This window comes from Microbispora sp. NPDC049125 (assembly GCF_040802045.1).
In the GTDB taxonomy this organism is placed as follows: domain Bacteria; phylum Actinomycetota; class Actinomycetes; order Streptosporangiales; family Streptosporangiaceae; genus Microbispora.
The window spans coordinates 76419-102180 of sequence record NZ_JBEZDW010000020.1 but is presented as its reverse complement, the minus strand read 5'-3'; the positions used below and the strand labels follow the sequence as shown (position 1 = coordinate 102180).

The 25762-nt window shown below is 71.1% G+C and carries 17 protein-coding genes and 1 tRNA gene; 10 read left to right on the top strand and 8 right to left on the bottom strand.

The annotated features are described in order from the left end of the window. The first annotated feature begins 157 nt into the window (after positions 1-157). The 4 genes from gltB (at position 158) to AB0B72_RS23130 (ending at position 8791) form a co-directional block, all read left to right on the top strand. The gene (gene gltB / locus AB0B72_RS23145; protein WP_367740974.1) at positions 158-4714 is read left to right on the top strand and encodes a glutamate synthase large subunit; all 4557 of its coding nucleotides are present in this window, start codon (positions 158-160) and stop codon (positions 4712-4714) included. Positions 4715-4794: 80 nt separating this feature from the next. Beyond that, positions 4795-6279 carry a glutamate synthase subunit beta gene (locus tag AB0B72_RS23140; protein WP_367740973.1) on the top strand — a complete coding sequence of 495 codons (1485 nt, stop codon included), beginning with the start codon at positions 4795-4797 and terminating at the stop codon, positions 6277-6279. A gap of 184 nt (positions 6280-6463) precedes the next feature. After that, positions 6464-8245, top strand: a complete 1782-nt coding sequence (locus AB0B72_RS23135; RefSeq protein ID WP_367740972.1) for a S8 family serine peptidase — start codon at positions 6464-6466, stop codon at positions 8243-8245. A gap of 117 nt (positions 8246-8362) precedes the next feature. Beyond that, the gene (locus AB0B72_RS23130) at positions 8363-8791 is read left to right on the top strand and encodes a DUF2784 domain-containing protein (RefSeq protein ID WP_367740971.1); all 429 of its coding nucleotides are present in this window, start codon (positions 8363-8365) and stop codon (positions 8789-8791) included. Here the strand turns inward: AB0B72_RS23130 and AB0B72_RS23125 are convergent. Next, positions 8700-9575 carry a hypothetical protein gene (locus AB0B72_RS23125; protein WP_367740970.1) on the bottom strand — a complete coding sequence of 292 codons (876 nt, stop codon included), beginning with the start codon at positions 9573-9575 and terminating at the stop codon, positions 8700-8702. The two genes, AB0B72_RS23130 and AB0B72_RS23125, sit on opposite strands and share 92 nt — an antisense overlap. A gap of 108 nt (positions 9576-9683) precedes the next feature. Between AB0B72_RS23125 and pyk the strand changes: the two genes are divergently transcribed. The 3 genes from pyk to AB0B72_RS23110 all read left to right on the top strand — a co-directional run bounded on the left by pyk (position 9684) and on the right by AB0B72_RS23110 (position 14969). Further along, positions 9684-11120, top strand: a complete 1437-nt coding sequence (pyk, locus tag AB0B72_RS23120; RefSeq protein WP_367740969.1) for a pyruvate kinase — start codon at positions 9684-9686, stop codon at positions 11118-11120. Positions 11121-11274: 154 nt separating this feature from the next. After that, entirely contained in the window at positions 11275-13062 is a 1788-nt protein-coding gene (locus AB0B72_RS23115) for an ABC transporter ATP-binding protein (RefSeq protein WP_367740968.1), read from the top strand. Continuing rightward, positions 13059-14969 (top strand): ABC transporter ATP-binding protein, encoded by a 1911-nt coding sequence (locus AB0B72_RS23110; protein WP_367740967.1) that lies wholly within the window; start codon positions 13059-13061, stop codon positions 14967-14969. The genes AB0B72_RS23115 and AB0B72_RS23110 overlap by 4 nt, the downstream gene beginning before the upstream one ends. A gap of 78 nt (positions 14970-15047) precedes the next feature. On the opposite strand, the gene AB0B72_RS23105 is transcribed toward AB0B72_RS23110, so the two are convergent. Beyond that, positions 15048-15121, bottom strand: a tRNA-Leu gene (locus tag AB0B72_RS23105). Positions 15122-15241: 120 nt separating this feature from the next. Here AB0B72_RS23105 and AB0B72_RS23100 point away from each other — a divergent pair. Continuing rightward, positions 15242-15838 carry an ANTAR domain-containing response regulator gene (locus AB0B72_RS23100; RefSeq protein WP_367740966.1) on the top strand — a complete coding sequence of 199 codons (597 nt, stop codon included), beginning with the start codon at positions 15242-15244 and terminating at the stop codon, positions 15836-15838. Positions 15839-16068: 230 nt separating this feature from the next. Further along, on the top strand, positions 16069-17361 hold the full coding sequence (locus AB0B72_RS23095) for an ABC transporter substrate-binding protein (RefSeq protein ID WP_367740964.1): 1293 nt from the start codon (positions 16069-16071) through the stop codon (positions 17359-17361). A gap of 128 nt (positions 17362-17489) precedes the next feature. Here AB0B72_RS23095 and AB0B72_RS23090 read toward each other — a convergent pair whose 3' ends face one another. The 6 genes from AB0B72_RS23090 to AB0B72_RS23065 form a co-directional block, all read right to left on the bottom strand. Further along, positions 17490-17990 carry a hypothetical protein gene (locus AB0B72_RS23090; RefSeq protein WP_367740963.1) on the bottom strand — a complete coding sequence of 167 codons (501 nt, stop codon included), beginning with the start codon at positions 17988-17990 and terminating at the stop codon, positions 17490-17492. Between the two features lie 92 nt (positions 17991-18082). Next, positions 18083-18970 carry an ABC transporter ATP-binding protein gene (locus AB0B72_RS23085; RefSeq protein WP_367740961.1) on the bottom strand — a complete coding sequence of 296 codons (888 nt, stop codon included), beginning with the start codon at positions 18968-18970 and terminating at the stop codon, positions 18083-18085. After that, on the bottom strand, positions 18967-19890 hold the full coding sequence (locus AB0B72_RS23080) for an ABC transporter ATP-binding protein (protein ID WP_367740960.1): 924 nt from the start codon (positions 19888-19890) through the stop codon (positions 18967-18969). The genes AB0B72_RS23085 and AB0B72_RS23080 overlap by 4 nt, the downstream gene beginning before the upstream one ends. Further along, the gene (locus AB0B72_RS23075) at positions 19880-20872 is read right to left on the bottom strand and encodes a branched-chain amino acid ABC transporter permease (RefSeq protein ID WP_367740958.1); all 993 of its coding nucleotides are present in this window, start codon (positions 20870-20872) and stop codon (positions 19880-19882) included. The genes AB0B72_RS23080 and AB0B72_RS23075 overlap by 11 nt, the downstream gene beginning before the upstream one ends. Positions 20873-20884: 12 nt before the next feature. Then, complete coding sequence (locus tag AB0B72_RS23070; RefSeq protein ID WP_367740957.1) at positions 20885-22165, bottom strand: branched-chain amino acid ABC transporter permease; 1281 nt, start codon at positions 22163-22165, stop codon at positions 20885-20887. Positions 22166-22590: 425 nt separating this feature from the next. Beyond that, complete coding sequence (locus AB0B72_RS23065) at positions 22591-22974, bottom strand: PaaI family thioesterase (RefSeq protein WP_367741018.1); 384 nt, start codon at positions 22972-22974, stop codon at positions 22591-22593. 98 nt (positions 22975-23072) lie between these two features. On the opposite strand from AB0B72_RS23065, the gene polA reads away from it, so the two are divergent. Further along, the gene (gene polA / locus AB0B72_RS23060) at positions 23073-25754 is read left to right on the top strand and encodes a DNA polymerase I (RefSeq protein WP_367740955.1); all 2682 of its coding nucleotides are present in this window, start codon (positions 23073-23075) and stop codon (positions 25752-25754) included. Positions 25755-25762: the final 8 nt, after the last annotated feature.

Here is a 25762-nt window from a genome sequence, read left to right as displayed (position 1 = left end):
GCGGCAACTGTATCCGTGGTGTTAACCCGTGAAGGTTCGCGAACGGACCGGGGGGGCACCATTCCGGCAGTGTGCGGTAATCTGCACTCACCACAACCGCAGTAGGGCCAACGTCGTCCCTCTGTTACGAGCAGACGATGACGACGGGAGTGACTACATGCCTGCTGCCCGCCTTGGCCTGCCCGGGGGTTTCCCCAAGCCTCAGGGACTCTACGACCCCGGATTCGAGCACGACGCCTGTGGCGTGGCGATGGTGGCGGACGTGGCCGGCCGTCGCAGCTACGACATCGTCGCGAAGGCCCTGACGGCGCTTCGCAACCTCGACCACCGCGGGGCCAGCGGGAGCGAGCCCGACACGGGCGACGGCGCCGGCATCCTCACACAGATCCCCGACGCCTTCTTCCGCGCCGTCCTCGCCGAACAGGGATGGCGGAGCCCGCTGCCGCCCGAGGGCGCCTACGCCGCCGGGACCGCGTTCCTGCCGACGGACGAGCAGGAGCGGGAGGCGGCGGTGCGCCTCATCGAGCAGGTCGCCGTCGACGAGGGCGTCACGGTCCTCGGGTGGCGCGACCTCCCGGTCGACCGCGACCTCCCCGGTGCCAGCGCCCGCGCCGTCATGCCGCACTTCACGCAGCTGTTCGTCAGCTCGCCGAACGGTGAGACCGGCATCGATCTGGACCGGCTCGTCTTCCCCTTCCGCAAGCGCGCCGAGCACCACGCCGGCGTCTACTTCGCCTCGCTGTCGTGCCGGACGATCGTCTACAAGGGCATGCTGACCTCGCTCCAGGTCGAGCCGTTCTTCTCCGACCTGGCCGACGAGCGGTACGTGTCCGCCATCGCGCTGGTCCACTCGCGGTTCTCCACGAACACCTTCCCCTCGTGGCCGCTGGCCCACCCGTACCGGTACGTCGCGCACAACGGCGAGATCAACACCGTCCGCGGCAACCGCAACTGGATGCGGGCCAGGGAGGCGATGCTCGCCACCGGCCTGATCCCCGGCGGCAGCGCCCCCGGCGGCCTGGAGCGGATGTTCCCCATCTGCGACCCCCACGGCTCCGACACCGCGTCGTTCGACGAGACGCTGGAGCTGCTCCACCTGGGCGGCCGGTCGCTCCCGCACGCCGTGCTGATGATGATCCCCGAGGCGTGGGAGAACCACACGGAGATGGACCCCGCGCGGCGGGCGTTCTACGAGTTCCACTCGACGCTGATGGAGGCCTGGGACGGCCCCGCGTCGATCACCTTCTCCGACGGCACGCTGGTCGGCGCCGTGCTCGACCGCAACGGCCTGCGTCCCGGGCGGTTCTGGGTCACCGACGACGGCCTGGTGGTGCTCGCGTCCGAGGCGGGCGTCCTGTCCGACATCCCCCAGGACAAGGTGGTGCGCAAGGGCCGCCTTCAGCCGGGCAAGATGTTCCTGATCGACACCTCCCTCGGGAAGATCATCGAGGACGACGAGATCAAGGCCGAGCTGGCCGCGGCCGAGCCGTACGGCGAGTGGCTGCACGCGGGCCTGGTCCGCTTCGAGGAGCTGCCCGAGCGCGACCACGAGCACCCCACCCACGAGGCGCTCGTCAAGCGGCAGCAGACCTTCGGCTACACGCAGGAGGAGCTGCGCGTCATCCTGGCGCCGATGGCGAAGAACGCCGCCGAGCCGATCGGCTCGATGGGCACCGACACCCCCGTGGCCGTGCTCAGTGACCGGCCGCGGCTGCTGTTCGACTACTTCAGCCAGCTGTTCGCCCAGGTCACCAATCCTCCGCTGGACGCCATCCGCGAGGAGCTCGTCACCTCGCTGCAGTCGACGATCGGCCCGGAGCGCAACCTGCTCGACCCCGGCCCCGCCTCGTGCCGCCGGCTGGTCCTGCCCTACCCGGTGATCGACAACGACGAGCTCGCCAAGATCGTCCACATCAACGACGAAGGCGCGCTGCCCGGCTTCCAGCCGTACGTCGTCTCCGGCCTGTTCGACGTGGCCGGCGGCGGCCAGGCGCTGGTCGGCCGGCTGGAGGAGATCCGCCAGGAGGTCTCGCAGGCGATCAGGGACGGGGCGCGGATCATCGTGCTGTCCGACCGCGGGTCCTCCCGCGAGCGGGCGCCGATCCCGTCGCTGCTGCTGACCGGCGCGGTCCACCACCACCTCATCCGTGAGAAGAGCCGCACCCGGGTCGGGCTCGTCCTGGAGACCGGCGAGGCCCGTGAGGCCCACCACATGGCGCTGCTCATCGGGTACGGCGCCAGCGCGATCAACCCCTACCTGGCGCTGGAGACCGTCGAGGACATGATCGCCACCGGCGAGCTCGACCTCGACCCGCGCAAGGCCGTCCGCAACCTGATCAAGGCGTACGGCAAGGGCGTGCTGAAGGTCATGTCCAAGATGGGCGTGTCCACGGTCGCCTCCTACACCGGCGCGCAGATCTTCGAGGCGCTCGGCCTGGGCGAGGAGGTCATCGAGCGGTGCTTCACCGGCACCACCTCCAGGCTCGGCGGCATCGGCTTCGACGAGCTCGCCCGCGAGGCCCTGGAGCGGCACCGCAAGGCCTACCCCCGCGTGGAGAACCCGCACCGGCGCCTGGAGGTCGGCGGCGAGTACCAGTGGCGCCGCGAGGGCGAGCCGCACCTGTTCAACCCCACGACGGTGTTCAAGCTCCAGCACTCGACGCGCACCCGCCGGTACGAGATCTTCAAGGAGTACACCTCGCTCGTCGACGGGCAGTCCGAGCAGCTCATGACGCTGCGCGGGCTGTTCGGGCTGCGCCCCGCCGGGCCCGCCATCCCGGTGGAGGAGGTCGAGCCGGTCGAGGCGATCGTCAGGCGGTTCTCCACCGGCGCCATGTCGTACGGCTCCATCTCGATGGAGGCCCACGAGACGCTGGCCATCGCGATGAACCGGCTCGGCGGCAAGTCCAACACCGGTGAGGGCGGGGAGGACCCCGAGCGGCTGTACGACCCCGAGCGGCGCAGCGCCGTCAAGCAGGTGGCCTCCGGCCGCTTCGGCGTCACCAGCGAGTACCTCGTCAACGCCGACGACCTGCAGATCAAGATGGCGCAGGGCGCCAAGCCCGGCGAGGGAGGCCAGCTCCCCGGCCACAAGGTCTACCCGTGGATCGCCAGGACCCGGCACTCCACGCCCGGCGTCGGCCTCATCTCGCCGCCGCCGCACCACGACATCTACTCGATCGAGGACCTGGCCCAGCTCATCCACGACCTGAAGAACTCCAACCCGCGCGCCCGCGTCCACGTGAAGCTGGTGGCCGAGGTCGGGGTCGGGACCGTGGCGGCCGGGGTCAGCAAGGCCCACGCCGACGTCGTGCTGATCTCCGGTCACGACGGCGGCACCGGCGCGTCGCCGCTGACCTCGATCAAGCACGCGGGCACCCCCTGGGAGCTCGGCCTCGCCGAGACCCAGCAGACGCTGCTGCTCAACGGCCTGCGCGACCGCATCGTCGTCCAGGCGGACGGCCAGCTCAAGACCGGCCGCGACGTCATCGTCGCCGCGCTGCTCGGCGCCGAGGAGTACGGCTTCGCGACCGCTCCGCTCGTCGTCTCCGGCTGCGTCATGATGCGGGTCTGCCACCTGGACACCTGCCCGGTCGGCGTCGCCACGCAGAACCCCGAGCTGCGCAAGCGGTTCACCGGCAAGCCCGAGTTCGTGGTGAACTTCTTCGAGTTCATCGCCCAGGAGGTGCGGGAGTACCTGGCCCAGCTCGGCTTCCGCTCGCTCGACGAGGTCATCGGGCGCGCCGACCTGCTCGACACCGCCCAGGCCGTCGACCACTGGAAGGCCGCCGGGCTCGACCTGTCGCCGATCCTGCACCGGCCGGAGCTGCCCGAGGGCACCCCGCTGCGCAAGGTCGTCGAGCAGGACCACGGGCTGGACCGCGCGCTGGACAACACGCTCATCCAGCTCGCCGAGGGCGCCCTGCAGTACGGCGACCCGGTCACGCTGGAGCTGCCGATCCGCAACGTCAACCGCACGGTCGGCACCATGCTCGGCCATGAGGTGACCAGGCGGTACGGCGGGGAGGGCCTGCCCGACAACACCGTCGACGTGTCGTTCACCGGGTCGGCGGGCAACTCGTTCGGCGCGTTCGTGCCGCGCGGGATCACGCTGCGGCTCACCGGCGACGCCAACGACTACCTCGGCAAGGGGCTGTCCGGCGGCAGGCTGATCCTCCGCCCGCACCCCGACGCGCCGTTCGCCGCCGAGACGCAGGTGATCTCCGGCAACGTCGGCCTGTACGGCGCCACCTCGGGCGAGGTGTTCGTCCGGGGCGTGGTGGGCGAGCGGTTCTGCGTGCGCAACTCCGGCGCCACCGCGGTCGTCGAGGGCGTGGGAGACCACGCCTGCGAGTACATGACCGGCGGCCGGGCCGTCGTCCTCGGCCCCACCGGCCGCAACTTCGCGGCCGGGATGTCGGGCGGTGTCGCGTACGTGATCGACCTGAGGCAGGAGCGGGTCAACCGCGAGATGGTCGAGGTCGAGGCGCTGGACGACGACGACGTGGAGTTCCTCCGCGACATCGTCGAACGGCACCTGGCGGAGACCGGCTCAACCGTGGCCAAGGCGCTGCTGGCCGAGTGGGACGACGCCGTCACCCGCTTCGCCAAGGTCATGCCGTCGGACTACAAGCGGGTCCTGCTGGCCAAGGCCGCCGCCGAGGCCGAGGGCCGCGACATCGACGAGGCCGTCATGGCCGCCGCCCACGGGTGACGCCGATGCACGCGACGACCACCGGCGGCCGGGCCGCCACGAACATCACTTCCGCACACGGATAAGAGGGGGGTACACCGATGGCTGACCCTAAGGGCTTCCTGACGCACGGGCGCGAGCTGCCGGCGCGCCGCCCGATCGACGTGCGCATCCGCGACTGGCGGGAGGTCTACGAGGACTTCTCCGCGCCCGCGCTGACCAAGCAGGCCGCTCGCTGCATGGACTGCGGCATCCCGTTCTGCCACAACGGCTGCCCGCTGGGGAACCTCATCCCCGAATGGAACGACCTCGTCTACCGCGACGACTGGCGCGAGGCGATCGAGCGGCTGCACGCGACGAACAACTTCCCCGAGTTCACCGGCCGCCTGTGCCCGGCGCCGTGCGAGGCCGCCTGCGTCCTCGGCATCAACTCCGACCCCGTCGCGATCAAGCGGGTCGAGGTCGAGATCATCGACCGCGCCTTCGCCGAGGGCTGGGTCACCCCCCAGCCTCCCGCCGTGAAGACCGGCAGGCGGGTCGCGGTCGTCGGCTCCGGCCCGGCCGGGCTGGCCGCCGCGCAGCAGCTCACCCGCGCAGGACACGACGTCGTCGTGTTCGAGCGGGCCGACCGGATCGGCGGGCTGCTCCGCTACGGCATCCCCGAGTTCAAGATGGAGAAGCGGCACGTCGACCGGCGTCTCGCCCAGATGGAGGCCGAGGGCACCGAGTTCCGCACCTCGGTGAACGTGGGCGTGGACGTCACCGTCGCCCGGCTCCGTGAGGAGTTCGACGCGATCGTGCTCGCCGGCGGCGCCACCGCCTGGCGTGACCTGCCGGTGCCCGGGCGCGAGCTCGACGGCGTCCACCAGGCCATGGAGTACCTCCCGCCGGCCAACCGGGTGCAGCAGGGCGACCTCGCCGAGTCGCCCATCTCCGCCGAGGGCAAGCACGTCATCGTGATCGGCGGCGGCGACACCGGCGCCGACTGCGTCGGCACCGCGATCCGCCAGGGCGCCCTGTCGGTCACCCAGCTGGAGATCATGCCGAGGCCCCCGGCCGACCGGCCGGGATCGCAGCCGTGGCCGACGTACCCGATGCTGTTCAAGATGGAGAGCGCCCACGAGGAGCTGGAGGCCGGGGGAGGCTCCCGGGTCTACGCGGTCTCCACCACCGAGCTCGTCGGCGACGACGACGGCAGGGTGCGCGCGCTGCGCCTGGTCGACGTCGAAGGGCCCTCGACCGGCTTCCGGCCCATCCCCGGGACCGAGCGGGAGATCCCGGCCGGGCTCGTCACCCTCGCGATGGGCTTCCTCGGCCCGGAGAAGGGCCCCCTGCTCGACGACCTCGCCGCGCTCGCGGACGACCCCGCCTCGTTCTTCGACGCCCGGGGCAACGTGGCCCGCGGCAAGTCGTACGAGACGGCCGTCGAGGGCGTCTACGCGGCGGGCGACATGGGCCGGGGGCAGTCGCTGATCGTGTGGGCGATCGCGGAGGGCCGGTCGGCGGCGGCCGCGGTCGACCGCTACCTCACCGGTGAGACGGCGCTGCCGGTCCCCATCCCGCCGACGGCCCGGCCGCTGGTCTGAGCCGGCGGCTCGCCGGCGCCGGTCGTCCGCTCGCCGGAGCCGGAAGGCCACTGGTCCAAGCCGGAAGGTATCCCTCCTCATAGGGCGATATCAGCATAAATCGGGAATATCCCTGTTCAGGCGGCCGGGTTGCGCGCGCACCCCGGCTGCCTGAAAGATGCTGAGCCCGGATCGAGGAGGATCGTTGGACGCACGGGGGCGGTTCGCGGGGGCACTCATCTCGGTCCTGCTGCTCGGCGCACCGGCCTGTTCGGCCGGGTCGCCGGCCGGGGCCGCGCCGGGGAGCGGGGTGTCGTCGGGAACCGGCACGCCGGGGGCCACGGGACCGGGGGCCACGGCTCCGGGATCCGGGACGCCGGGGACGGGGGCTCCGAAGGCCACGGGATCCGCGTCCGGTCCGGTCCGTGAGTACCTCGTCTTCTACGCGGGTGGCGCCCAGGCCACCACCCAGAGGGCCGTCGCCGCGGCGGGCGGCGTCGTCGCCGGACGCGACGACCGGCTCGGCTATCTCGTCGTGCGGGGGTCGTCGCCCGAGCGTCTGGGAGCCATCCCCTCCGTGGTCGGGGTCACCCCCGACCGCCAGGTCGGCACCGTGGCATCCCTGCCGGGCGTTCTGCGGGCCCCGGACGGGGAGCGGACGGCCGCGCAGGCGCCCGCGACACCGCTGGACGCCGCCGGCGCACCCGGCCTGTCGCCCGCCGACCCGCTGGCCGGCCGCCAGTGGGACATGAGGATGATCGGCGCCACCCCCACCGGCTCGTACGCCACCGCCAGGGGCAGCCACAAGGTCCTCGTCGGCGTCATCGACACCGGAATCGACGGCCGCCACCCCGACATCGCCGCCAACTTCAACCGGGCGCTCAGCCGCAACTTCGTGACCGACCAGCCGAAGGACCCCAACGGCAAGAAACTCGACGGCGCCTGCGAGCACCCTGGCTGCAAGGACCCCGTCGACGAGGACGACGACGGGCACGGCACCCACGTCGCCAGCACGATCGCCTCGCCGATCAACGGCATCGGCGTCAGCGGGGTGGCTCCCGACGTCTCACTCGTGAACCTCAGGGCGGGCACCGACTCCGGCTACTTCTTCCTCAAGCCCACGATGGACGCCCTCACCTACGCCGCCGACGTCGGCGTGGACGTGGTCAACATGAGCTTCTACGTCGACCCCTGGACGTTCAACTGCGTCGCCAACCCGAAGGACTCGCGCGCCGACCAGCTGGAGCAGAAGGGGATCCTGGAGGGCATGCGCCGGGCGCTCTCCTACGCCCGGGCGCGCGGCGTCACGCTGATCACGGCCATCGGCAACGGCGGCGGCGACCTCGGCCGGCCCAAGAAGGACACGGCGAGCCCCGACTACCCGCTCGGCACCGAGCGGCAGCGCACGATCGACAACTCCTGCCTCAACGTCCCGGCCGAGATCGACGGCGTCATCTCGGTCTCCGCGGTCGGCCCGAGCGGGCGCAAGGCCGCCTACTCCGACTACGGCGTGGAGCAGACCGACATCGCGGCGCCCGGGGGCGACATCTTCGACGGCGGCACCGCCCTCGGCGGCCCGCGCCGGGAGATCCTGGCCGCCGCGCCCGCCGCCGCGCTGCGCGCCCAGGGGCTCCTCGACGGGCGGGGCGCCCCCAAGGACTCCGCGGTCGTGCGCGACTGCCACGGCGGCGCCTGCTCGTACTACCAGTACCTGGAGGGCACCTCGATGGCCGCTCCCCACGTCACCGGCGTGGCGGCCATCATCATCAGCCGGTTCGGCAAGCCCGGCAAGGGCGGCCTGTACATGGACCCGGCCAAGGTCGAGCAGATGCTGTACGCCACGGCCACGCCCAAGTCCTGCCCGTCGCCCCGGCGGTACGACTACGGCGCGGACGGCTCCCAGCTGTGCGAAGGCGGCAAGACGGCCAACGGCTTCTTCGGCCGGGGCGTCGTCAACGCCGCCCGCGCCGCCACGGCGAACCCCTGATCCGGCGAGCCTGCGGCCCCCTTCCCCTTCGGCGGCGACGGGGGGCAATCTGAGTACGCGGGCGGATGTCCCGAAGACCCGGGCGGACCTACCCTCGGATCGTCGGGAGGGCAGACCATGATCTATCAGCTGGTGTGGAAGGCCACGATGGTGGCGCACTTCCTCGTCATCGCGTACATGTGCGTGGGCGGCTTCCTGGCCTGGCGGTGGCCCCGGATGATCTGGCCCCACCTGGCCGTGTGCGCCTGGGGGCTGGTCCAGCTCACCGGCGTGGTCGAATGCCCGCTGACCGCCCTGGAGAACTGGGGCCGCGCCGCCGCGGGGGAGCGGGGCCTGGCCCCCGGCGGCTTCATCGACACCTACATCGAGGGCGTCGTCTACCCGGGGGAGTACGTCACGGCGGTGCGGCTGGCCGTGGCCGCCGTCGTCGCGCTGTCCTGGGCCGGCCTGGCCCTCAGGCGCCGGGGGTCTCGCCGCCCACTCCGCACACGTCCTCCGCGTACGACAGGAACGTCGCCTGAGTCGCGGTGGAGGGCGTCGCGATGAGCCAGTGGCGCTCGCCCCGGCCGACGGTCGCCCACACCGGGAACAGGTAGGCCTTCTTCGCCTCGGCGAAGGCGTGCCAGTCGCAGCGCGCCGGCGTGATCTCCACCGGGATCTCCAGCCCCGGCGTGCCCGCGCCGAGCACGATCACCGGCCGGCGCCTGCCCGACAGCGGCCTGACGTTGAAGTGGGTGGTGCCGCCGAGGTCGTCGATCGTCACCGGCTGGTCGCCGCCCTTCCTGGTGACCACGACGGTCCCGCGCAGCGTCCTGCCCTCGCGGGTCCAGGTGTCGCCGAAGGTCACGTTCGCCGACTGCCGCAGGATGAACGCCCCGCACTCCGCGTTCACCAGGGCGGTCAGCGTGGGGTCGGGGTGCCGGACGGGGAACCGGACCTCACGGAGCGGCCCGTCACCGACCTGCACGTGGGCGATCACCGTGGCCGGCCGCACCTGCGGGATCCGCGCCGGGTCGCAGCGCGCCTCGCCGTACGGGATGCGCAGGTCGACTCGGGGAGTCCGCTTGACGGTCGTGTTCACCGGCTCGGCCGGCAGCGCCGCGAACGACGCCGTGACGAGCCGCACGTCGGCGAAGCGCACGGAGGCGTCGGTGTCGTTGCGCACGGAGACCTCGATCGAGTGGGACGTCTCGTCGCTGCGCCACTGGTTGAGCGAGACCGAAACACCCTTCGGCGGGCCGGTCTGTTGGGTACCCTGGCCTGCGCACGCGGTGGCTCCGGCCAGTGTCGAGATCGTCGCTATCGCACACCACAGGCGGGTACGTCCCATGGCCGGTAAGGCTAAGGCACGTACGTGATCTCGTGAAGTGTCTGAACATTGGGCGACAGCTCCGCGTGCCGTCACATCAAGTGGTCTGTACCAATTAGGGTAGGACTTGTGAGTCGTCGAACCAAGATCGTCTGTACGCTGGGACCCGCCACCTCCTCTCCGGAGCGGCTGCGAGAGTTGATCACGGCCGGCATGAACGTGGCCCGCTTCAACCTCTCGCACGGCAGCCACGAGCTGCACAGGGAGATCCTCGACCGCGTCAGGGACGCGGCCGACGAGCTGGGCTGCGCGGTGGGCGTCCTCGCCGACCTTCAGGGTCCCAAGATCCGCGTCGGCCGTTTCGCCGAGGGTCCTGTACGGCTGGGTTACGGCGACGTCTTCACCATCACGACCGAGGACGTCCCGGGGGACCGGGACATCGTCTCCACCACCTACGAGGGGTTGCCCGGCGACGTCAAGCCGGGCGACACGATCCTCGTGGACGACGGCCGCCTCAGCTTCGAGGTCACCGCGGTGGAGGGCCCGCGGGTCGTCACCCGCGTCGTCATCGGCGGGATGATCTCCGACAACAAGGGCCTCAACCTGCCCGGTGTGGCCGTCAGCGCCCCCGCGCTCACCGACAAGGACGAAGAGGACCTGCGCTGGGCGCTGCGCACCGGCTTCGACATGATCGCCCTGTCGTTCGTCCGTTCCCCGGACGACGCCGCCATCGTGCGCGGGATCATGGAGGAGGAGGGCGTCCACCTGCCGGTCCTCGCCAAGATCGAGAAGCCGCAGGCCGTGGACTGCCTCGAGGAGATCGTCGACGCCTTCGACGGCGTCATGGTGGCCCGGGGCGACCTGGGCGTGGAGCTCCCGCTGGAGCAGGTGCCGATCGTGCAGCGCCGCATCATCGAGCTCTGCCGGGAGAAGGCCCACCCGGTGATCGTGGCGACGCAGATGCTCGACTCGATGATGAGCGCCCCCCGCCCCACCCGCGCCGAGGCCTCCGACGTCGCGTACGCCGTCATGGACGGCGCCGACGCGGTCATGCTGTCCGGCGAGACCTCTGTGGGCACCTACCCCGTGGAGTCGGTCTCCACGATGGCCCGCATCGCCGTGGCGGCCGAGGGCACCACCCTGCAGGCCACCCACAGGCTGGAGCGCCTCCCGGAGACCACCGGCGGCGCCATCGCCCGCGCGGCCGCCGAGGTCGGCGCGATCGTCAAGGCGAAGGCGCTGGTCGCGTTCACCATGTCCGGTGAGACCGCCCGCCGCCTGGCCCGCTACCGTTCGTCGATCCCGCTGCTCGCGTTCACCTCCAACCCGAAGGTGCGCGGCCAGCTGGCGCTGACGTGGGGCGTGGAGACCTTCGAGGTGCCGTTCGTGCACCACACCGACGACATGGTGCGCCAGGTGGAGGCCTCCCTGCTCGCGCTCGGCAACTTCGAGAAGGGCGACAAGGTCGTCATCGTCGCCGGCTCCCCGCCCGGGAACATGGGGTCCACCAACGCCCTTCGGGTTCACACCATCGGCTCGGCGGTCACCAGCGTCCAGGCCCCCTGACCTGGCGGTCCGCCCCGGCGCCCCCGGCGCCGCGGAGAACTGGCACCCCCGGCGCCGCGGGAAAACCGGTTGATGGCACGGCCCGTCTGACCGAGCATGGCAGGAGCGAGTCGACCGATCCTGTCACCCCCGGCGAGGAGCGCTGCGCCCGACGATGGCTTCCCATGGCGGTCTCCGGCCCGGCGCTCACCGGCTTCCGTGGCGCTCGCTGTGGCGGCTGAGGTCCTACCTGCGGCCGTACGTGCGCGCCCTCGTCGTCTCCTGGGTGGCCGCCTTCCTCGGCATCGCGGCCGGCACGGTCATCCCGCTCGTCGGCAAGGAGATCATCGACGGCCCGGTGACCCACGGCGACCGCGGCGCGCTGCTCCCCCTCGGCCTGCTCGCGCTCGGTCTCGGCGTCGCCGAGGCCGTCCTCACGTTCGTACGCCGCTGGTCCCAGGTCGGCCCCGTCCTGGGCCTTGAGACGGCGATCCGGGACGACCTGTACCGCCACCTGCAGCGCCTGCCGATGAGCTTCCACGGCGAGTGGCAGTCGGGCCAGCTGCTGTCGCGCGCGACGACCGACCTGTCGACCATCCGCCGGTTCCTCGGCTTCGGCGTGCTGTTCCTGATCATGAACGTCCTCCAGCTCACCGCCGTAACCGTGGTGCTGCTGCGCATGCACTGGCCGCTCGGCCTGCTGGTGGCGGCCTCCGCGCTGCCGGTCGTGGCGCTGTCGCTGCGCTTCGAGCGGCGCTACATCGGCATCTCCCGGCAGGTGCAGGACCAGCAGGGCGACCTCGCCACCGTCGTGGAGGAGTCGGCGGTGGGCGTCCGGACGGTCAAGGCGTTCGGGCGGCGGGCCCACGTGTACGAGGGATTCGACCGCGCCGCCCGCGACATCCGCCGCACGTCGCTGTCGAAGGTGCGGCTGGCGGCCCGGTTCTTCACGTTCCTGGAGGTCGTCCCGAACGTCACGCTCGCGCTTGTCCTCCTGCTCGGGGCCCTCGCCGCCGGGTCGGGCGCGCTGACGCTCGGCACCCTGGTCGCCTTCACCACGCTGGTCCTCCAGCTCGTCTGGCCGGTCGCCTCGCTGGGGTTCATCCTCGCCATGGGCCAGGAGGCCATGACCTCCGCTGACCGCGTCATCGAGGTCATGGACACCGCCCCCGCGATCGTCGGCGGCCCGGCCGTGCTCCCGCCCGCACCCCCCGGGACGGGAGGGCACGTCCGCTTCGAGGCCGTGGAGTTCCGCTACCCCGGCGGCGGCCGGCCCGTTCTGCGCGACGTGTGGCTCGACGTCCACCCGGGGGAGACGGTCGCCGTCGTCGGCGCGACCGGGGCGGGCAAGACGACGCTGACCGCGCTCGTGCCCCGGCTGTGCGACGTCACCGCGGGGCGGGTCACGATCGACGGGCACGACGTGCGCGACCTGTCCCTGCCGTCGCTGCGTTCGACGGTCGCCACGGCGTTCGAGGAGCCGACGCTGTTCTCGATGAGCGTGCGCGAGAACGTCACGCTCGGCCGGCGGGACGCCGCCGACGAGGAGATCCGCGAGGCGCTGGAGATCGCCCAGGCCACGTTCGCGTACGACCTGCCCTGGGGGCTGGAGACCCGCATCGGCGAGCAGGGGATGTCGCTCTCCGGCGGGCAGCGGCAGCGGCTCGCCCTGGCGCGGGCGATCCTCGGCCGCCCCCGCGTGCTCGTCCTCGACGACACGCTGTCGGCCCTCGACGTGGAGACCGAGGCCCTGGTCGAGGAGGCACTGCGGCGCGTGCTGGCCGACGTGACCGGCATCGTCGTCGCGCACCGGGCGTCGACCGTGCTGCTCGCGGACCGGGTGGCGCTGCTCCGGGACGGCACGATCACCGACGTCGGCCGCCACCCCGAACTGCTGTCGGCGGTGCCCGAGTACCGCGCGCTGCTCGCCCAGGACGCCGACCCCGAGCAGGCCCTGCGGTGAGCGGGCGGGGCGGAAGCCGGAGGGGACGCGGCGGCGGGAACCCGCCGGCCGGAACGGCGGCGGGCGAGCGCGGCACGGCCGCCGGTCCGCCCGCCGCCGAGGCGTGGCGGGGGGTGGCGGCCGAGGACCGCGACCAGATCTCCGAGAGCGTCTCCCTCCTGCTGCGGTCGCGCTCGCGCCGCCTGCTCGGCGACCTCCTGCGGCCGCACCGCCGCGCGATCGCGGTGCTGACGGCCGTCATCGTGGTGTCGAACGGGGCCGGGCTCGCCCTGCCGTACCTGGTGAAGGAGGGCATCGACGCGGGCATCCCCCCGATGCTGCGCGGGGGCGGGCCGGGGACGCTGCTGGAGATCGTCGCCGCCGTCCTCGCCGCCGCGCTGATCCAGGCGGTCACCCGCCAGGCGTTCCTCCAGATGTCCGGGCGGATCGGGCAGGACGTCCTGCTGGAGTTGCGCCGCCGGGTCTTCGACCACTTCCAGCGGCTGTCGCTGTCGTTCCACGAGAAGTACACCTCCGGCCGGGTGATCTCGCGGCTCACTTCCGACGTCGAGGCGATCGCCGAGCTGCTCGACTCGGGCTTCGACGGCCTGGTCACCGCGGTGCTCACGCTCTGCGGCACGGCCGTGATGCTGCTCGTCCTCGACGTGCGCCTCGGCCTGGTCGCGCTGGTGCCGCTGCCGGTCCTGTCGCTCTTCACGCGCTGGTTCCGGCGGCGGTCGGGCGCCGCCTACCGCCGGTCCCGCGAGGCCGTCGCCCTGGTCATCGTCCACTTCGTCGAGTCGATGACGGGCATCCGGGCGGTGCAGGCGTTCCGCAGGGAGCCGCGCAACCAGGAGATCTTCGAGGAGCTCGACGAGGCCTACCGCCAGGCCAACACCCTGGGGGCGTGGCTGGTCGCCCTCTTCATGCCGGGCATCAAGATCATCGGCAATGTGACGGTCGCCGCGGTGCTCCTCTACGGCGGGTGGCTCGCCCTGGACGGCGCCGTGACCGTCGGGGTGCTCGCCGCGTTCCTGCTCTACCTGCGCCAGTTCTACGAGCCCATGCAGGAGATCAGCCAGTTCTACAACACGCTGCAGTCGGCCGGGGCCGCCCTGGAGAAGCTGTCGGGCGTGCTGGAGGAGAAGCCGGAGGTGGCCGAGCCCCGCCGTCCCGCCCGGCTGCCGCGGCCCGCCGGCGCGCTGCGGTTCGACGCCGTCGAGTTCGCCTACCCCACGGGGCCGCCGGTGCTGCACCGGCTGGACCTGGAGATCCCCGCCGGGCAGACGGTGGCCGTCGTCGGCACGACCGGCGCGGGCAAGACCACGCTGGCCAAGCTCGTCGCCCGGTTCCACGACCCGGTGGCCGGACGGGTCCTGCTCGACGGGGTGGACCTGCGCGACCTCGACGAGGCCGCCCTGCGCAGGGCCGTGGTCATGGTCACCCAGGAGAACTTCCTGTTCACCGGGACGATCTCGGACAACGTGAGGTTCGGGCGCCCGGACGCGCCGGAGGCGGCGGTCGCCGAGGCCGTGGAGGCCATCGGCGCCCACGGGTTCGTGTCCGGCCTGCCGGAGGGCTATGACACGCAGGTCGGCAAGCGCGGCGGCCGGATGTCGGCCGGGCAGCGCCAGCTCGTCGCGTTCGCCCGGGCGTTCCTCGCCGACCCCGCCGTGCTCATCCTCGACGAGGCCACCTCCAGCCTCGACGTGCCCAGCGAGCGGCTCGTCCAGCGGGCGCTGCGGACCATCCTGGCCGACCGGACCGCGCTGATCATCGCGCACCGCCTGTCGACGGTGGAGATCGCCGACCGGGTGCTCGTCATGGAGGGCGGGCGGATCGTGGAGGACGGCCCACCGCACCGGCTGATCGCGGAGTCCGGCCGGTTCGCCCGGCTCCACCAGGCCTGGCTGGACAGCCTCGCCTGATTTCCGGCAGGTGGCGAGGACATGCGACGGGTGAGCCGGGCAGCGGCCCGGCTTCCTGGCCGGTGCAAGGAGGGAAGGTGCCCCGAGTGGGATTCGAACCCACACTGAATGGATTTTGAATCCATCGACTCTGCCGGTTGGTCTATCGGGGCTGGTGTCGTCACATGGTCGGCCGGGGTTGGCGCCGGAGACGGTCGTCGAGCTCCAACGGAGATCGATTGGCCCGACCCGGGCATGGTCCTAATGTAGCGGACATCGGTAACCTCTTGTGCGTGAGTACGCAGCGGCGAGTGGTGATCGCGGAAGACGAGGCACTGATCCGTCTCGACCTCAAGGAGATGCTCGAAGAGGACGGCTACGCCGTGGTCGGCGAGGCCGGCGACGGCGAGACGGCGGTCAAGATGGCCGCCGAGCTGCGTCCGGACCTGGTGATCCTGGACGTGAAGATGCCGGTCCTCGACGGCATCTCGGCGGCCGAGCGCATCGTGTCGGAGCGGATCGCCCCCTGCCTCATCCTCACGGCGTTCTCGCAGCGCGACCTCGTGGAGCGGGCAAGGGACGCGGGCGCCATGGCCTACCTCGTCAAGCCCTTCACCAAGGGGGACCTCGTCCCCGCGATCGAGATGGCGGTCAGCCGCCATGAGGAGATCGCGGCGCTGGAGAAGGAGGTCGGCGCGCTCTCGGACCGGCTGGAGACCCGCAAGCTCGTCGAACGGGCGAAAGGCCTGCTCATGGCCCAGCACGGGTGGAGCGAGCCGCAGGCGTTCCGGTGGATCCAGAAGGCGTCGATGGACCGGCGGATGAGCATGCGCCAGGTCGCTCAGATCGTGGTCAGCGAGGGTGCGGGGGAGTCCCAGCCGCCCGCGTGAACGTGGGACGCCGGAGGCGGTGCGCCCCCAGGAAGGCCTCTTGAGAGTGAGACCGCTGGTCAGGCGGCCCGCGCCTAAGTTGAGGAGTTATTACGACTCCGCATCCAAGTGTGGACAGTTCTGACGCATGCCTGGTGGGAGGCCCCTTGAGCTATGTACGTTTCACCCATTCGATCGGGACGGGTCGGCAGCGCTGACGTTTCCCGGGCCTGGATGAAGGAGATGCTTTCATGATCCGCATTGCCCCCCTTGGGCGGGCGCTGGCCGTCGCAGCGGCTGCCAGCCTCGCCCTGACGGCCTGTGGCGGTGGCACGGAGAGCGCCGCGCCGGCCTCGTCGGCGCCCGCCGCCTCCTCGGCGCCCGCCGCTGCCAAGGGCGACGGCGTTCTCACCATCGGCACCCTGTTGCCGCAGACCGGTTCCCTCGCATTCCTCGGCCCGCCGGAGTTCGCGGGTGTGAAGCTGGCGGTCAAGGAGATCAACGACGCCGGTGGAGTGCTCGGCAAGCCGGTCGTCGAGAACGACACGGACTCCGGTGACACCTCCACCAACATCGCCTCCCAGTCCGTGGACAAGTTGCTGCAGCAGAAGACCGACGTGGTCGTGGGCGCCGCGTCGTCCTCCGTGTCGCTCTCGGTGATCGACAAGATCACGGGGGCGGGCGTCGTGCAGATCTCGCCGGCGAACACATCCGACCAGTTCACCACGTACAACGACAAGGGCCTGTACTTCCGGACGGCTCCGCCGGACGTGCTCCAGGGCCGTGTCCTCGGCGACCTGATCCTCGCCGACGGCAGTGACACCGTGGGCATCCTCGCCCTCCAGGACGCGTACGGCACCGGCTTGGCGGACAACGTCCAGAAGACGGTGGAGAGCGGCGGCGGCCAGGTCGTCGAGAAGGTCATCTACGACCCGAAGGCCGCCGACTACTCCGCGGACGTCGCCAAGATCAAGGAGGCCAACCCCAAGGCCATCGCGCTGATCGGCTTCGACGAGACGAAGAAGATCGTGCCTGAGCTGGTCAAGCAGGGCCTGAGCGCCGACAAGGTGAAGTGGTACTTCGTCGACGGCAACCTGTCCAACTACGGCACCGGCAAGGACGGCTTCCCCAAGGGCACGCTCAACGGCTCCAAGGGCACCCAGCCCGGCGCCGAGGTGTCGGACGCCTTCAAGGAGAAGCTGAAGACGGCGGACCCGAACCTGAAGGACTTCAACTACGGTCCCGAGTCCTACGACGCCACGATCCTGGCCGCTCTGGCCGCGACCGCGGCGAAGAGCGACGCCGGCGCCGACCTCGCCGCCAAGCTCAAGGAGGTCTCCACCGGCGGTGAGAAGTGCAAGGACTTCAAGTCCTGCGCCGACCTGCTGGCCGCGGGCAAGGACATCGACTACGACGGCGCCTCCGGCCCCATCGAGTTCAACGACGCCGGTGACCCGGCCGAGGCGACCATCGGTGTCTACCAGTACGGCCCCGACAACCAGAACAAGAACATCGCCTACAACACCGGCAAGATCGCCGGCTGACGACAGGCGCGGCGCGCTCTGAGGCGCCGGCGTACGTGAGAGGGCCCGGTCCATGTGGACCGGGCCCTCCTGCGTGTCCCCGCCGCCCCGGGCACGGCGAGGCGGCTCGTGGGGTCCGCGCGGGCGGCTCAGGAGGCGCCGCAGGCGGCGGTGATCGTGCCGGACGCCTTCCGGTACACACGCAGGAGGCCGGGCCGCCGGGAGGCGCCGGTGTCCGCCTGGGAGAGGAGCCCGGCGACGCGGTCGATGTCGGAGGCCGCGCCGGACGTCTTCCGCGGCAGCCGCGTCGCGTACATCTCGAGCGTGCCCCGCAGGTAGCCGAAGCGGCCGCGGACGTCGCCGTCCCAGTGCTGGGCGTCCTCCCGGCCCGGCGGCAGCAGCGAAAGGCCGAGATAGCCGATGGCGGACACGACACGGGCGCACGGGTCGTCGGCCGTCTCCGCGCCGGTGACGTAGACCGCGCCGCCCGTGCTCCCCGAAGCGCCCCCGGAGGCCCTGTGGGAGGCGTTGACGGACGCGGCGGGGGTGGAGGCGCCCTGTGTGCCCCCGGCGCCTGAGCATGCGCTCAGGCTCGCCGTGAGGGCGACGGCTGTGACGGCCAAAGCGGCCGCGAGGGGGGTTCGCGTCATACGGCAATTGTGAACCCCCGGCCCCCGATGCGGCGGGCGGGAAGACGGCGAAGGCCCCGGCGGGAGTCCCGCCGGGGCCTTCGCGGCGAGGCTCAGGCCCGGGCGAGCGTGCCCAGGTAGAGCTGGATGACCTTGGGGTCGTTGATCAGGTCACGCCCGCTGGCCATGTAGGCGTTGCGGCCCTGGTCGAGCACGTAGCCCCGGTGGCAGATCTGCAGGCATCGCCGGGCGTTCTGCTCGACCATGATGACGGTCACGCCGGCCTTGTTGATCTGCTGGGCCTGGATGAAGACCAGGTCCTGGAGCTTCGGCGACAGACCGGCCGAGGGCTCGTCGAGCAGCAGGACCGAAGGCTCGGTCATGAGCGCGCGGCCCATGGCCACCATCTGCCGCTCACCGCCGGAAAGCGAGCCGGCCCGCTGCTTGCGCCGCTCCTTGAGCGCGGGGAAGATCTCGCAGACGAACTCGAACCGCTCCTTGAACTTCCCGGGCACCTGGAAGGCGCCCATCTCGAGGTTCTCCTCGATGGTCAGGCTGGGGAACACGTTGTTGGTCTGCGGGACGTAGCCGACCCCGCGGGAGACCAGCGAGTGGGCCTTGAGGTTGGTGATGTCCTCGCCGGCCAGCGTCACCGTGCCCTTGCGCACGTTGACCAGGCCGAACAGGGACTTCAGCAGGGTCGACTTGCCGGCGCCGTTCGGGCCGATGATGCCGATCAGCTCGCCCTTCTTCACGTACAGGTCGGCGCCGTTGAGGATGTTGACCCCCGGCACGTACCCGGCGTAGAGCTCGTCGGCCCTCAGGAGGGCCTCGGCCGCGCCGGCGAGGTGGTCGGCCCGGTCGGTGACGGCGGCGTTCGAGCCGTCGGCGGCGTCCTCGGGCAGACCGCCGGACGGCGTCTCCGCCGGGGCCTCCGGCGGGGTCGCCGCGCCGTCCAGGTCAGCGGCTACCGGCTCGCCGCCGGTCTCGCGCGCGCTCATGCCTTCTCCTCGATCTCGAGCTCGGCCTCGGCCTCGTGGAGCTGCTCCTCGGCCTCCTCGGCGGACATCGGCGCGTCGTGATGCGCGCCCAGGTACGCGTCGATGACCCGCTGGTCCGACATGATCTTGTCGGGCGGGCCCTCGGCGATGACCGCGCCCTGCGCCATGACCACGACCCAGTCGCTGATGTCGCGGACCATGTCCATGTCGTGCTCGACGAACAGGACCGTCATGCCCTCCTCGCGCAGCGCCTTGACGTGCCCGAGCAGCGACTGGGTGAGGGCCGGGTTGACGCCCGCCATCGGCTCGTCGAGCATCACGAGCTCGGGGCCGACCATGAGCGCGCGGGCCATCTCCAGCAGCTTGCGCTGGCCGCCGGACAGCGAGCCGGCGAAGTCGTCCCGCTTGGCGTCCAGCTTGAACCGTTCGAGAAGCTCCTCGGCCCGCTCGGTGATCTCGTCCTCCTGGCCGCGCCAGCTTCCCGGGATCAGCGCGCGGAAGAAGTTCTCGCCGCGCTGGTTCTGCGCGCCGAGCCGCATGTTCTCCATCACGGTCAGCTTGGACAGCGCCTTGGTGAGCTGGAACGTGCGGACCATGCCCTGCCGGGCGACGCGGTGCGCCGGCACGCCCTTGAGCTGCTTGCCGTTGAACGTCCAGGACCCGGCGTCGGCCGTGTCGAAGCCGGTGAGCTGGTTGAAGAACGTCGTCTTGCCGGCGCCGTTCGGGCCGATCAGCGCGGTGATCGAGCCGCGCTGGATCTCCAGGTGGCCGACGTCGACCGCGGTGAGGCCCCCGAAGCGGCGGACGACCTCGTCGATGATCAGGATGGGGTCGGGCTTGGGGACGCCCGGCTCGGTCGCGAGCCCTTCGAAGGCGGCCACCGCGGCCGCCTTCCGCGTCGCGGTGGTGTCAGCGTGCATCGAGCGCGATCTCCCTCTTGTCGCCGAAGATGCCCTGGGGCCGGAAGATGAGCAGGAGCATCAGGCCGAGACCCACCAGCATGAAGCGCACCGCGCCGACCTGGTTGACGGTCATGATCGAGCTGGGGATGACTCCGGCGCCGACGGCCTCGCTGAGGGTGTTCCCCACGAAGACCAGCAGCACCCAGAAGATCGCGGCGCCGACGACGGGGCTGAAGACGCGGGCGGCGCCGCCGAGGATCACGATCGTGTACGCGTAGAACGTGAACTCGGTGCCGAACAGGTCGGGCTGGATGGAGGCCTGCCCGAGGGCGAAGATGAAGCCGCCGAGGCAGCCGATGACGCCGCCGAGCACGAGCGCCTGCATCTTGTAGGAGAAGACGTTCTTGCCGAGGCTGCGCACGGCGTCCTCGTCCTCGCGGATGGCCTTGAGCACCCGTCCCCAGGGGCTCTTCATCAGCAGGTAGACGAGCCCGCAGGACAGCGCGACGAGGATCCACCCGACCGTGAGGACCCACATGGTCCGCTCGGTGAACGTGATCGGTCCGATGCCGTACGCGCCGGGGGAGTAGGGGTTCATCGCGTAGAAGTCGCCGGAGAAGTTCTGGCGGCCGTCCGAGCCGCCGAAGACGTCCTTGAACTTCACCGCCCGGAACACGAGCCGGACGATCTCCGCTGCCGCGATGGTCACGATGGCGAGGTAGTCGGCCCGCAGCCTGAGCGTCGGTATGCCGAGCAGGAAGGCCAGCACCACAGTGGCGACGAGGCCGATCGCGATGCCGAGCCAGAACGACAGGTGGAAGGTGGCGACGGTGACGGCCAGGCCGTACGCGGCGACGCCGAGGAAGGCCGCCTGGCCGAAGTTGAGCAGCCCGGCGTAGCCGAACTGGATGTTCACGCCGATGGCGGCGAGGGCGTACACCACGGTCTCCAGGCCGATCGAGGCCTTGAGCGTGGTGATGAGGATGGTGTTCCAGTCCACGGTGGTCTCCGATCAGCCGATGCGCTCGCGGCGCCCGAGGATGCCCTGCGGCCGGAAGAGCATGACGAGGATCAGCACCATCAGCGCGCCCACGGTCTTCAGCTCGGTCGGCACCACCAGGGTGGAGAGCTGGATGAACAGGCCGACGACGATGGAGCCGACCAGGGCGCCGAAGGCGGTGCCGAGCCCTCCGAGTGTGACGCCCGCGAACACGAGCAGCAGGATCTGGAAGCCCATCTGGTAGTTGACGTTCTGCGCGAGGCCGAGCATCACGCCCGCGAGCGCGGCGACCGCCCCGCCGACGGTCCAGATGATGCGGATGACCCGCTCGACGTCGATGCCGGAGGAGGAGGCCAGGGCCGGGTTGTCGGCGACCGCGCGGGCCGCCTTCCCTGTCCGGGTCTTGAGCAGCGCCACTCCGACGACGACGAGGACGGCGAGCTCGATGCCCATGGCCCAGAAGTTCTTCGGCGCCGCGGAGATCGGGCCCAGCTGGACGCCCGGCTGCGCGTTGTAGTCGAGGTAGGCCGCGCTCTCGCCGCCGAACAGGAACAGGAAGACGTAGCGCAGCAGCAGGGCCAGGCCGATCGAGATGATCATCATGGCGATCAGGCTGCTGCCCCTGCGGCGCAGCCTGTTCCAGAAGAACTGGTCCTGCAGGTAGCCGAAGGCGCCGCCCAGGACGACCGCGATGATCGCGGCCAGGATCAGCGGCACGCCTGCGACGACGTTGAAGAAGTAGGCGCACATCGCGCCGAAGGTGAGCAGCTCACCGTGGGCGAAGTTGGTCAGGCCGGTGGTCCCGAAGACGAGGGACAGCCCCATCGCGGCCAGGGCGATGATGAGCCCGAGGTTGAAGCCCTCGAACGTGAGCTGGGCGACACGTTCCCAGATCGAGGTGCCGGACGCGGACTGCCCCCCGCCGGCCTGCTGACCGGGGGGGCCGAGGGCGAACAGCACATTGCGCTGGCTTCCGTCGAAGACCTGGACGTCGAGCGTCGCGCGGTTCTTGAACTTGAGCGCGACCCCCGCCGGCAGTGTCTTCTGGTCGAGGGTGACCTTGTACTTGCCGGCCTTGGGGACGGGGACCTCCCACTTGCCGTCGGCGCCGGAGGCGACCTCGGCCACGGGCTTGCCGTCCTCCGTGGCCACGCTGATCTTCACGCCGTTCACCGGCTGGCCTTGGTTTTGGAGTGTGCCCTTCAACGCCTCTCCGTCCGCCCAGGCGGGCGAGGAGAGTAGAAAGACGAGTCCACCCAGGAAGGCCGTGAACGCGATCACGGCTCTGCGCAATGGTGCTCCCTCTATTGAGTCATGGCGGGGTCGTGCCCCTCCACTCCGGACGCGCAACATCGCAACGTGGTCAACGTTGTCTGCGACGTTGTGGCCGGAGCATAAGCCCGCCTCGCCCGGTTCAGGACGGTTCGTCACCAATCGGTGACCAGGGTGTGTCACTGGCGTGAGAAATGATCCCAGGTCAGAACCGATCTGACCATCGTCATGTGACCATCGCCATGTGAATTGCCTGAGAGGACGGCGAGCCCGCGGGGGACCTTTGGGGCCGTACACAGCTTCCCCGGCTCCGCACGTTGTCTACTCGGTCCCACCGCGAGCTCTGGGGCCACAACGCTAGCGATCGCCGAGGCCGGTGTGCAGTGAGAGTCGCAAGCCGTTCCGGTATCGACCGCGATGGGGCCGGCGCCGCCTTTGGCGCGTTTTCAGCGGGCATCGATGAGCATGCAGGTGAGACGGGCCGTGCACACCGCGCGGCCCGCGTCGTCGCTGACCTCGATGCCGTACGTCGCGATCGTCCGGCCGCCGTGGACACGGGTGGCGACGGCCGTCACGTGACCGGACGTGACGGAGCGGTGGTGCGTCGCGTTGATCTCGATGCCGACCGCGACCCTGCCCTTCCCCGCGTGCAGGGCCGCTCCGAAGGAGCCGAGGCTCTCGGCCAGCACGCACGAGGCGCCGCCGTGGAGCAGGCCGTACGGCTGGGTGTTGCCCTCGACGGGCATGCGCCCGACCACCCGCTCGGCGCTCGCCTCGGCGATCTCGATGCCCATGCGGGCGGGCAGGTGCCCCTCCCAGGCCCCGTTCATCGAAGCCGCGATCTCTTCGGGGTTTGTCAAGGTCAAGGGGATGCCTCCTGTGCCAAGAGCCCGGGGTAACTGTCGTAGGGGGAGACTAGGCTTCGTGTGTGCCGAAGAGTGAAGCGACCCCCACCCGTCCGTGTCTGCTGCTCCTGGACGGGCATTCCCTCGCGTACCGCGCCTTCTACGCGTTGAAGGACGCGAACCTGATGACGACCGACGGTCAGCACACCGAGGCGGTGTACGGCTTCACCTCGATGCTGGCCAACGTCCTGCGGGACGAGCAGCCCAGCCATGTCGCGGTGTGCTTCGACCGCAGCGAGCCCACCTTCCGGCACGAGGCCTTCGACGGCTACAAGGCGAACCGGGCCGAGACCCCGGAGGACTTCCGCGGCCAGATGCAGCTGATCTTCGAGCTGCTCGACGCGCTGCGGATCCCACGCCTGTCGCTGGCGGGCTTCGAGGCCGACGACCTGATCGCGACCCTCGCCACCCAGGCGGCCGGCGACGGCATGAACGTGCTGATCGTCACGGGGGACCGCGACGCGCTCCAGCTCGTGGACGAGCGGATCACGGTGCTCATGACCCGCCGCGGCATCAGCGACATGACCCGCTTCACCCCCGAGGCCGTCGTCGAGAAGTACGGCCTGACCCCCGTGCAGTACCCCGACTTCGCGGCCCTGCGCGGCGACCCGAGCGACAACCTGCCCAGCATCCCGAGCGTCGGCGAGAAGACCGCCACCAAGTGGATCGCCGAGTACGGCTCGCTGGAGGAGCTGGTCCGCCGCGCCGACGAGGTGAAGGGCAAGGTCGGCGACAAGCTCCGCGAGCACCTCGGCCAGGTGATCCACAACCGGATGCTGACCGAGCTGAAGCGCGACGTCGCGCTCGACGCCGAGATCGGCGCGCTCGGCATCGGGGAGTGGGACCGCGAGGAGGTCAACAAGCTGCTCGACTCGCTGCAGATCAGGGGCGAGCTGCGCGAGCGGCTGTTCAAGACCCTCGGCACGAGGGAGCCGGAGGCGGAGGAGGGCTTCGATCTCCAGGTGACCGTGCTGGAGCCCGGCCAGGTGGCCGGCTGGCTGGCCGCGCTCCCCGGCGGCCGTGCGGGGCTCGCGTTCCGCGGGGCGTACGGCAGCGGCACCGGGCGGCTCGACGGCGTCGCCATCGCCTCACCCGGCGGCGCCGCCTACCTCGATCCCACCGCCCTCACCGAGGAGGACGAGTCGGCGCTGGCCGCGTGGCTGGCCGACGAGTCGAGGCCGAAGGCCGTGCACGACGCCAAGCAGCCGCTGCTCGCGCTGTGGGCCCACGGCCACGACCTGCGCGGCCTCACCTGCGACACGGCGCTCGCCGCGTACCTGGCCATGCCAGGGCAGCGGTCGTTCCCGCTCGACGACCTCGTCCTGCGCTACCTGCACCGCGAGCTGCGCGCCGAGTCGGCGCCGGACGGGCAGGCCTCGCTGTTCGAGGACGTCGACGCCGGCGCCGCCCGCGACCTCGCGCTGCGGGCCGAGGCCGTGCGCGACCTCGCCGAGGCGCTGGAGGCCCACCTGTCGGAGCGCGGCGGCACCCGCCTGGTCACCGACGTCGAGCTGCCGCTGGTCCGCGTGCTGGCCGAGCTGGAGCGGGCCGGCATCGCCGCCGACCGCCAGTACTTCGCGGCCCTGGAGGCGGAGTTCGGCGCGGCCGTGAAGCAGGCCGTCGAGGCGGCCCACGAGGCGGTGGGCGAGCAGTTCAACCTCGGGTCGCCCAAACAGCTCCAGGAGATCCTGTTCGTCAAGCTCGGCCTGCCGAAGACCAAGAAGATCAAGACCGGCTACACGACCGACGCCGACGCCCTGGCCTGGCTCGCGCCGCAGACCGACCACGAGCTGCCGACGATCCTGCTGCGCCACCGCGACCAGTCCAAGCTGCGCACGACGGTCGAGGGCCTGATCAAGGAGATCGCCGACGACGGGCGCATCCACACGACGTTCAACCAGATCGTCGCGGCGACCGGGCGGCTGTCCAGCGAGAAGCCGAACCTGCAGAACATCCCCATCCGGACCGTCGAGGGCCGCCGCATCCGCAAGGGCTTCGTCGTGGGCGAGGGCTACGAGACGCTGCTGACGGCCGACTACAGCCAGATCGAGCTGCGGATCATGGCGCACCTGTCGGAGGACCAGGCGCTGATCGAGGCCTTCGAGTCGGGCCACGACTTCCACCAGGCGACCGCGTCGAGGGTGTTCGACCTGCCGCCCGAGCAGGTGGACGGCGAGCTGCGGGCCAGGATCAAGGCGATGAACTACGGGCTGGCCTACGGTTTGTCCGACTTCGGGCTGTCCGGCCAGCTCAACATCCCCGTCGCGGAGGCCAGGGCGCTCAAGGAGGAGTACTTCGAGGAGTTCGGCGGCGTCCGCGACTACCTCGACGCCATCGTCGCCCAGGCGCGCAAGGACGGGTACACCGAGACGATCCTGGGCCGCCGCCGTTACCTGCCCGACCTGACCAGCGACAACCGGCAGCGCAGGGAGATGGCCGAGCGGATGGCGCTCAACGCGCCCATCCAGGGCTCGGCGGCCGACATCATCAAGGTCGCGATGCTGCGCGTGCAGCGGGCCATCGAGCCGATGCGCTCCCGCATGCTGCTCCAGGTCCACGACGAGCTGGTGTTCGAGGTGGCGCCGGGCGAGCTCGACGATCTCACCGAGGTGGTGCGGCAGCAGATGTGCGCCGCCTACGAGCTTCGCGTCCCGCTGGAGGTCAGCGTCGGGGTCGGGCCCACGTGGGAGGACGCCGGCCACTGACCGCCGGT